The 7,224-nt window shown below is 61.2% G+C and carries 5 protein-coding genes and 1 pseudogene; 1 reads left to right on the forward strand and 5 read right to left on the reverse strand.

Annotated elements, in window-relative coordinates; genetic code table 11:
• Positions 1–66: 66 nt before the first annotated feature.
• The 5 genes from IBX54_RS10650 to IBX54_RS10670 form a co-directional block, all read right to left on the reverse strand.
• The gene (locus IBX54_RS10650; RefSeq protein ID WP_296542634.1) at positions 67–1,815 is read right to left on the reverse strand and encodes an alpha/beta fold hydrolase; all 1,749 of its coding nucleotides are present in this window, start codon (positions 1,813–1,815) and stop codon (positions 67–69) included.
• Positions 1,816–1,900: 85 nt separating this feature from the next.
• Positions 1,901–3,064, reverse strand: coding sequence for a BMP family ABC transporter substrate-binding protein (locus tag IBX54_RS10655; RefSeq protein WP_296542635.1), 1,164 nt, complete (start codon positions 3,062–3,064; stop codon positions 1,901–1,903).
• A 62-nt stretch (positions 3,065–3,126) separates the two neighbouring features.
• Positions 3,127–4,047 (reverse strand): ABC transporter permease, encoded by a 921-nt coding sequence (locus IBX54_RS10660; RefSeq protein ID WP_296542636.1) that lies wholly within the window; start codon positions 4,045–4,047, stop codon positions 3,127–3,129.
• Positions 4,047–5,102 carry an ABC transporter permease gene (locus tag IBX54_RS10665; protein ID WP_296542637.1) on the reverse strand — a complete coding sequence of 352 codons (1,056 nt, stop codon included), beginning with the start codon at positions 5,100–5,102 and terminating at the stop codon, positions 4,047–4,049. Before IBX54_RS10665 ends, IBX54_RS10660 begins: the two co-directional genes overlap by 1 nt.
• Positions 5,089–6,681 carry an ABC transporter ATP-binding protein gene (locus tag IBX54_RS10670; protein ID WP_296542638.1) on the reverse strand — a complete coding sequence of 531 codons (1,593 nt, stop codon included), beginning with the start codon at positions 6,679–6,681 and terminating at the stop codon, positions 5,089–5,091. Before IBX54_RS10670 ends, IBX54_RS10665 begins: the two co-directional genes overlap by 14 nt.
• 215 nt (positions 6,682–6,896) lie before the next feature.
• Here IBX54_RS10670 and IBX54_RS10675 point away from each other — a divergent pair.
• Positions 6,897–7,079: pseudogene (locus IBX54_RS10675) on the forward strand (2Fe-2S iron-sulfur cluster-binding protein); the annotation flags it as partial.
• Positions 7,080–7,224 lie beyond the last annotated feature (145 nt).

Here is a 7,224-nt window from a genome sequence, read left to right on the forward strand (position 1 = left end):
CTCCCACAGGGCGCCGATCCCTCCCACATGGCGCCGCTCCAACGGGGGCGGCTCTAACCTCGCTTGCTATTTCTCAAGCACATAGGTGCCCGGCGCATCCGCCAACGCCGGGAATTTACGGCTGGTGGTGGCATAGGCGCTCACCATGTCGCCTGTGCGCGCATGCAGCCACGCGGTCCAGTCAGGCCACCAGCTACCGGGCTTTTTCTCGGCTTGGGCAAACCAGCGCTCATGGTCGTCGTTGGCCTCGGGCTCGGCCACCCAGTAGCTGCGCTTGGGCGGATTGACCGGCGGGTTGACGATGCCCAGAATGTGCCCCGAGGTGGACCGCACAAAGCGCACCGGCGTTTCGGGATTAATGTCGCGGCGGATCAGGTAGCACTGCTGCCAGGGCGCAATATGGTCTTCTTCGGCGGTCACGGCATACAGCGGCTGGGTGATGCGGTTCAGGTCGATCGGCTCGCCGCCAATGCTGAGCTGGTCGCGCTTGACCAGATTGTTGTGCAGGTACATCTCGCGCAGGTAATACGAATGCATGGCTTGCGGCATGCGCGTGGTGTCGGTGTTCCAGAACAGCACATCAAACGGTGGCAGTTTTTCGCCCATCAAATAGCTCTTGACCCAGTAATGCCAGATCAGGCTGTTGGAGCGCAACAGGCGGAACGAGCTCGCCATCTCGGAGCCGTCCAGGTAGCCCTTCTTGGCCATCAATTCCTCCAGCGCGCTGATGCAGGCCTCGTCGATGAACACTTCTATTTCACCGGGATGGGAAAAATCGGTCAGCGAAGTCAACAGCGTCCAGTGCGCCACCGGCATTTGGTCTGCACCATAGCGCTTGTTGGCCCAGGCCATATAGGTGGCCGCCAGCGTGCCACCAATGCAATAGCCCACCAGGTGCACCTGCGGCACCTTGCAGAATTCGGTGGTGGCATTGACCAGTTCGTTGATGCCCTCCTGCAGGTAATCGTCAAAACGAACGTCGCGCATGTCGGCGGTCGGGTTTTTCCAGCTGCTGATAAAGACCGAAAAACCCTGGTCAGTCAGGTGTTTGACCATGCTCTTTTGCGCCGTCAGGTCAAGAATGTAAAACTTGTTGATCCAGGGCGTGACGATCAGAATGGGCATGGCGCGCACCTGCTTGGTGGTGGGCGCGTAGTGGATCAGCTCCACCAACCGGTTGCGAAAAATCACCTTGCCCGGCGTGGTGGCCAAATCCTTGCCAACGGCAAAGGCATCCGGCTCGACCATCTGAATGTTTTTGGCCGCTGCATCGCGTAAAAAATTATTCCACCCCGCCTGCAGGCTCGCCCCTTTGGTCTCGACGGCGCGGGCCATGGCCTGCGGATTGAGCCAGAAAAAATTGGTGGGCGACACCTTGTTGAGCCAGTTGCGCTGCCAAAAAGCCGCCTGACGGCGTGCGTGGCCCGACAAACCCGGCGTTTCCAGACAGATTTTTTGCAGGCGGTTGGAAAACGTCAGGTACCACTCTTTGTAGATGTCCCAGATAGCCGACTCGGTCCAGATCGGGTCGGCAAAACGGGCATCTTCAGGATTTTGCTCAAACACTTCATGCGTAGGCATGCCGAGCAGACGGCGCACAGCATGGTCATGCAAGGCAACCAAGTCGGAAGAAATGTCGTCAACAGCCTTGACGAACTCCTGCGGGTGCAGCATCAGTGCCACCTGGGCATTGATCTGTGAAGACAGGATGCCGAAAGGATCAACCTGCTTGTTGATGGCGCGAATGGCCGCTTCAAAGGGTGCCAGGCTGGCGCTTTCAACCCCTTCAAGGTGCACGATTTGACGATTGACCATGATTGTGACCCTCATCTCTGATCACAGCAGTGTGCTCCCACCCAAGACAAAAAACACTGATCAAGCGCAAGAACTGCTGCACTGGCTACTTGGCGCCCGGCACCTTGCCCTCAACACCCTTGACGTAAAAGTTCAAGCCGCCCAGAAACTGGTCGTCGGCCACGGCGCCATCGGCCACCTGCACCTTGCCGGTGTTATCCAGAATGGGGCCTTTCCAGATGGCGAAGCTGCCGTCTGCCAGGCCGCTCTTGACCTCTTCGACCTTGGCCTTGGTTTCGGCGGGCACGTCTTCAGCCATCGAGACGATGTCGATCGCGCCTTCCTTCACGCCCCACCAGGAGTGAACGCCCGCGCCAGCTTTCCAGCTGCCGTCCAGCGCTTCCTTGGTGGCCTTGATGTAGTACGGGCCCCAGTTGATCACGGCCGATGCCAAATGGGCTTTGGGACCATAGGCGGTCATGTCGGAGTCCCAGCCAAAGGCGCGCTTGCCCTTGGCCTCGGCGGTCTTGAGCACAGCCGGGGAGTCGGTGTTCTGGAACAGCACGTCGGCGCCACCGTTGATCAGGCTGGTGGCGGCTTCGGTTTCTTTGGGTGGGTCAAACCAGCCGTTCACCCACACCACTTTGGTTGTAACCTTCGGGTTGCTGCTTTGCGCGCCGAGCGTGAAGGCGTTGATGTTGCGCACCACCTCGGGGATCGGGATCGAACCCACCACGCCCAGCGTGTTGGTTTGGGTCATGGCACCGGCGATCACACCGGCCATGTACGCGCCTTCATAGGTGCGGCTGTCGTAGGTGCGCATGTTGTCGGCCTGCTTGTAACCAGTGGCATGCTCGAACTTGACGCCGGCGTTGTCAGCAGCCACTTTGAGCATGGGCTCCATGTAGCCGAAGGTGGTGCCAAAAATGAGCTGATTGCCCTGCCCGGCCATGTCGCGCAGCACACGCTCGGCGTCGGCCGACTCGGGCACGTTTTCGACAAAAGACGTGACCACCCTGTCGCCAAATTCTGCTTCCAGCGCCTTGCGGGCGTTGTCGTGGGCAAACGTCCAGCCGCCGTCGCCCACCGGGCCGACATAGGCAAAGGCAATTTTCAAAGGCTCGGGCTTGGCCTCTGGCGCAGCAGCCACCGGCGCGGGTGCCGGTGCCGGCGCGGGCTCTTCCTTCTTGCCACAACCCACCAGCGCAGCGGCGGCCACGGCGGTAAGAGCAGCTGCTTTGAGCAGCGAACGTTTTTGCAGATCAGTCATGTACTTTCCTTATCAAGGGACGGGTTGAATAGCGAGAAAGATGGAATTATGAACCTGAAAGATCAGGCGCCGGGGTAGAACGGCTTGCCCAGGCTGGTGGGCATGTTGATGCGAATCCACTGCGGGTTGCGCGAGATCAGCGCCAGCACAAGAATAGTGGCCACATAGGGCAACATGCTCAAGAACTGCGGCGGCACATCGACGCCGATGCCCTGCAGGTGAAACTGCAGCATGGTGACGCCACCAAACAGATAGGCGCCCAACAGCACGCGGGCCGGGCGCCAGGTGGCAAAGGTGGTGAGCGCCAGCGCAATCCAGCCCTTGCCGGCGACCATGCCCTCGACCCAAAGCGGCGTGTAAACGATGGCCAGATAAGCCCCGGCCAAGCCGCACAGCGCGCCGCCCGCCACCACGGCCAGCAGCCGGATCTGGCGCACCGGGTAACCCAGCGCATGGGCCGACTCCGGGCTTTCACCCACGCTGCGCAGCACCAGGCCATTGCGGGTGCGGTACATGAACCAGATCAGCGCCAGCGCCAGCAACACCGTGAAATAGACCAGCGGATGGTGACGAAACAGGGCCGGGCCAAACCAGGGAATATCTGACAGATAGGGAATGGCGAAACTGGCGCGCTCGGGAATTCTGGCCTGCACAAAGCCGGTGCCGACAAAGGCTGAAAAACCGGTGCCAAACAGCGTGAGGGCCAGGCCGGTGGCGTACTGGTTGGTGTTGAGCCAGATCACCAGCACGCCAAACACGGCCGCCAGACCCGCGCCCACGGCCATGCCCGCCGCAAACCCCATGATGTCGCTTCCGGTGGTGACCACGGTGGCAAAGCCGGCGATGGCGGCGCACAGCATCATGCCCTCGGCGCCCAGGTTGACGATGCCCACTTTTTCGTTGATCAGCAGACCCAGCGATGCAATGGCCAGCACCGTGCCCGCGTTAAGCGTGGCGGCCAGCAGCAAGGCATAGGATTCCATCACTTGCCCCACTTCAGACGGTAATTGACCAGCGTGTCGCAAGCCAGCAGACTGAACAGCAGCAAGCCCTGAAACACCCCAGTGAGCGACTTGGTGAGCCCGAGGCGCGACTGCGCCAGCTCACCACCAATGTAGAACATGCTCATCAGAATAGCTGAGAACACCATGCCGACCGGGTGCAGGCGACCGACAAACGCCACGATGATGGCGGCAAAACCGTAACCCGCCGGCACATAGGGCGTGAGCTGGCCGATGGGGCCGGCCACTTCGAGCGCACCAGCCAGCCCCGCCGCCCCGCCCGACAGCAGCAGCGCCGTCCACAGCGCCTTGCGCGACGAAAAGCCGGCGTAGCGTGCCGCCGCCGGCGCCAGCCCGCCCACCTGCAGGGCCAGACCAGCGCGCGTGCGAAACAAAAACACCCACAGCCCGGCCACGCTGAGCAGCGCCAGCAGCGCGCCGATGCTCACCCGCGAGCCCTCGAACAGGCGCGGGATGCGGGTCACTGCCTCAAAGGTCTTGCTTTGCGGAAAGTTGAAGCCCATCGGGTCTTTCCAAGGCCCGCCCACGAGGTAGCTGAGCACTTGCACCGCCACATAGACCAGCATCAGGCTCACCAGAATCTCGTTGGCATGAAAGCGCTCACGCAACAGCGCCGTGATGCTGGCCCAAAACATGCCGCCCAGCACCCCGGCCAGCAGAATGGGCAGCACGATCCAGCGGCTGCTGTCAGCATTGGCCATCAAGGCAATGCCACCGGCAAAAACGGCGCCGATGATGTACTGGCCTTCAGCGCCGATATTCCACACGTTTGAGCGAAAACACACTGCCAGACCGAGTGCGATGATCAACAGCGGCGTGGCCTTGACCAGCAGTTCACCCAGCGCATAGGCGTTGTGGATGGGCAGCCAGAAAAACATCTCCAGGCCCTTGAGCGGATCCTTGCCCAACGCCGCGAACATCAGCGCACCGATCAGCACCGTGACCAGCAGCGCCAGCAGCGGCGAGGCATAGGTCCATGCCCTGGAGGGCTCGGCGCGTGCTTCAAGCTTGAGCATGCAAACCTCTTGGCAGGCTGGCGGCCTCGTTGGCGGCAAACACCTCGAATTCGGCCAGATGCTGCTGCACTTCGGCATCCCACAGGCCGCTCATCCATTCGCCGATTTTTTCGACCGTGGCCTCGGCGACCGGCACCGGGGGCGACAACTGACCCTTGGCAATCACGTGCAGCCGGTCGCTCAGCTCGAACAATTCCTCGAGCTCTTCGCTGACCACCAGCACCGCGCAACCGGCATCGCGCAGCGCCAGGATTTCGCCCCGGATTTGTGCCGCCGCACCCACATCCACGCCCCAGGTCGGCTGTGAGACGATGAACAGTTTGGGCCGGGCATCGATCTCGCGGCCGACAATGAATTTCTGCAGATTGCCACCCGAGAGCGAACGCGCCAGCGCGCGCGGGCCACCGGCCTTGACGTTGAAGGTCTGGATGAGTTGCGCGGCGTGCTGCTCGAGCGCACCCAGCTTGATCCAGCCACCGGCAAACTTCGGCAAGGAAATGGAACCGGTGCGCGTCAACAAAAGGTTATGCGCCAGGCTCAGGGTGGGCACCGCGCCGCGGCCAAGCCGCTCTTCGGGCACAAAGTGCAGGCCCAGCTTGCGGCGCTCACCCGGATGCAGCCTTGAGACATCGGTGTCGCCCATATGAATGCTGCCCTTGGGTGCGCGGCAGTCTTCGCCCGACAAGGCAACCATCAGTTCCTTTTGGCCATTACCGGAGACACCGGCAATGCCCACCACCTCACCGGCGCGCACCTGCAAATCAATCCCTTCAAGGTCCACGCCGAACTGGTCCTCACGCGCCAGGCTGAGCCCCTTCACGTCCAGCACCACGGCGCCAGCCTGCTGCGGGCGGTGCTGCAGCTGCGGCGGTTCGGCACCGATCATCAGGCGTGACAAGGAAGCATTGGACTCCGCGGAGGGGTTGCAGACACCGGTCACCTTGCCGGCGCGCAGCACCGTGCAGGCGTTGCACAGCTCGCGAATTTCATGCAGTTTGTGGCTGATGTACAAAATGCTGCAGCCCTCACTGGCCAGTTTTTTCAACACCACAAAGAGCTTTTCAACGGCCTGTGGCGTCAGCACCGAGGTGGGCTCGTCCAAAATGAGCAACTCGGGGCGCGTCAGCAGGGCGCGGATGATTTCAACGCGCTGCATCTCGCCCACACTCAGGGTGTGCACCGGGCGCGCCGGGTCGATGTCGAGCCCGTATTCGTTGGCCTTGGCCACGATGCTGGCGGTGACCTGATCGAGCGAACTGCGCGCCAGCCCAAGCCAGACGTTTTCTGCCACGGTCAGGGTGTCGAACAAATTGAAATGCTGAAACACCATGCTGATGCCGTTGGCACGCGCGTCCTTGGGGTTGCGGATCTGCATGACTTGGCCGTTGATGCGCACCTCGCCGGCATCGGGCTTGACCGCACCAAAGATGATTTTCATCAGGGTCGATTTGCCAGCGCCGTTTTCACCAAGCACCGCGTGGGTCTCACCGGGCATCACCGTCAGACTCACGTCGCTGTTGGCGACCACGCCGGGGTAGCGTTTGGTGATGCCTGTGAGTTGAAGACGGGGCGTGGTCATGAACGGAATTGTCGATTAAATGAGGTGTCGTTTTTACCAGCAAAATGCCTTGGAATCTGGATTTTGGTGCGGCCCAGAGCTGGCCTCCCCAGAAATAAGTGCAGCAAGATCAGTACCATCCGGTAGCCCGGATGAAGCCAGGCGGTCAGAACAAGAATCGCCATTTGCTCTATGCCCATGACCATCCCCCTCACCTTTCGCTTGTGAGTACCTTCATGAACGCACCCATTCTGCAATTTGTCTGGCACGGCGAGATCGTCACGCTGCCAAACGTGCCGCCCACCCGCACATTGCTGCAACTGCTGCGCGAAGACCTTGGCCACAGCGCCACCAAGGAGGGCTGCAACGAGGGCGACTGCGGCGCCTGCACCGTGGTGCTGGCCGAACAAAAAGGCGGCACTTGAGCTTCCACGCCATCAAGATCATGGCGCTCTGGACTTTCCATGAACAGCCCCGTCATTGAGAAAGTGACCGTCATTGCGAACCATCCCCCGTCATTGCGAACGCAGTGACGCAATCCATGACCCCGGAAGTCATGGATCG

Source organism: Rhodoferax sp. (assembly GCF_014859475.1).
Classification (GTDB): Bacteria; Pseudomonadota; Gammaproteobacteria; order Burkholderiales; family Burkholderiaceae_C; genus Rhodoferax.

What these genes read in the sequence shown, in the direction of transcription:
- IBX54_RS10650 (WP_296542634.1), bottom strand. Translation starts at nt 1,815, where the DNA reads ATGGTCAATCGTCAAATCGTGCACCTTGAAGGGGTTGAAAGCGCCAGC.
- IBX54_RS10655 (WP_296542635.1), bottom strand. Translation starts at nt 3,064, where the DNA reads ATGACTGATCTGCAAAAACGTTCGCTGCTCAAAGCAGCTGCTCTTACC.
- IBX54_RS10660 (WP_296542636.1), bottom strand. Translation starts at nt 4,047, where the DNA reads ATGGAATCCTATGCCTTGCTGCTGGCCGCCACGCTTAACGCGGGCACG.
- IBX54_RS10665 (WP_296542637.1), bottom strand. Translation starts at nt 5,102, where the DNA reads ATGCTCAAGCTTGAAGCACGCGCCGAGCCCTCCAGGGCATGGACCTAT.
- IBX54_RS10670 (WP_296542638.1), bottom strand. Translation starts at nt 6,681, where the DNA reads ATGACCACGCCCCGTCTTCAACTCACAGGCATCACCAAACGCTACCCC.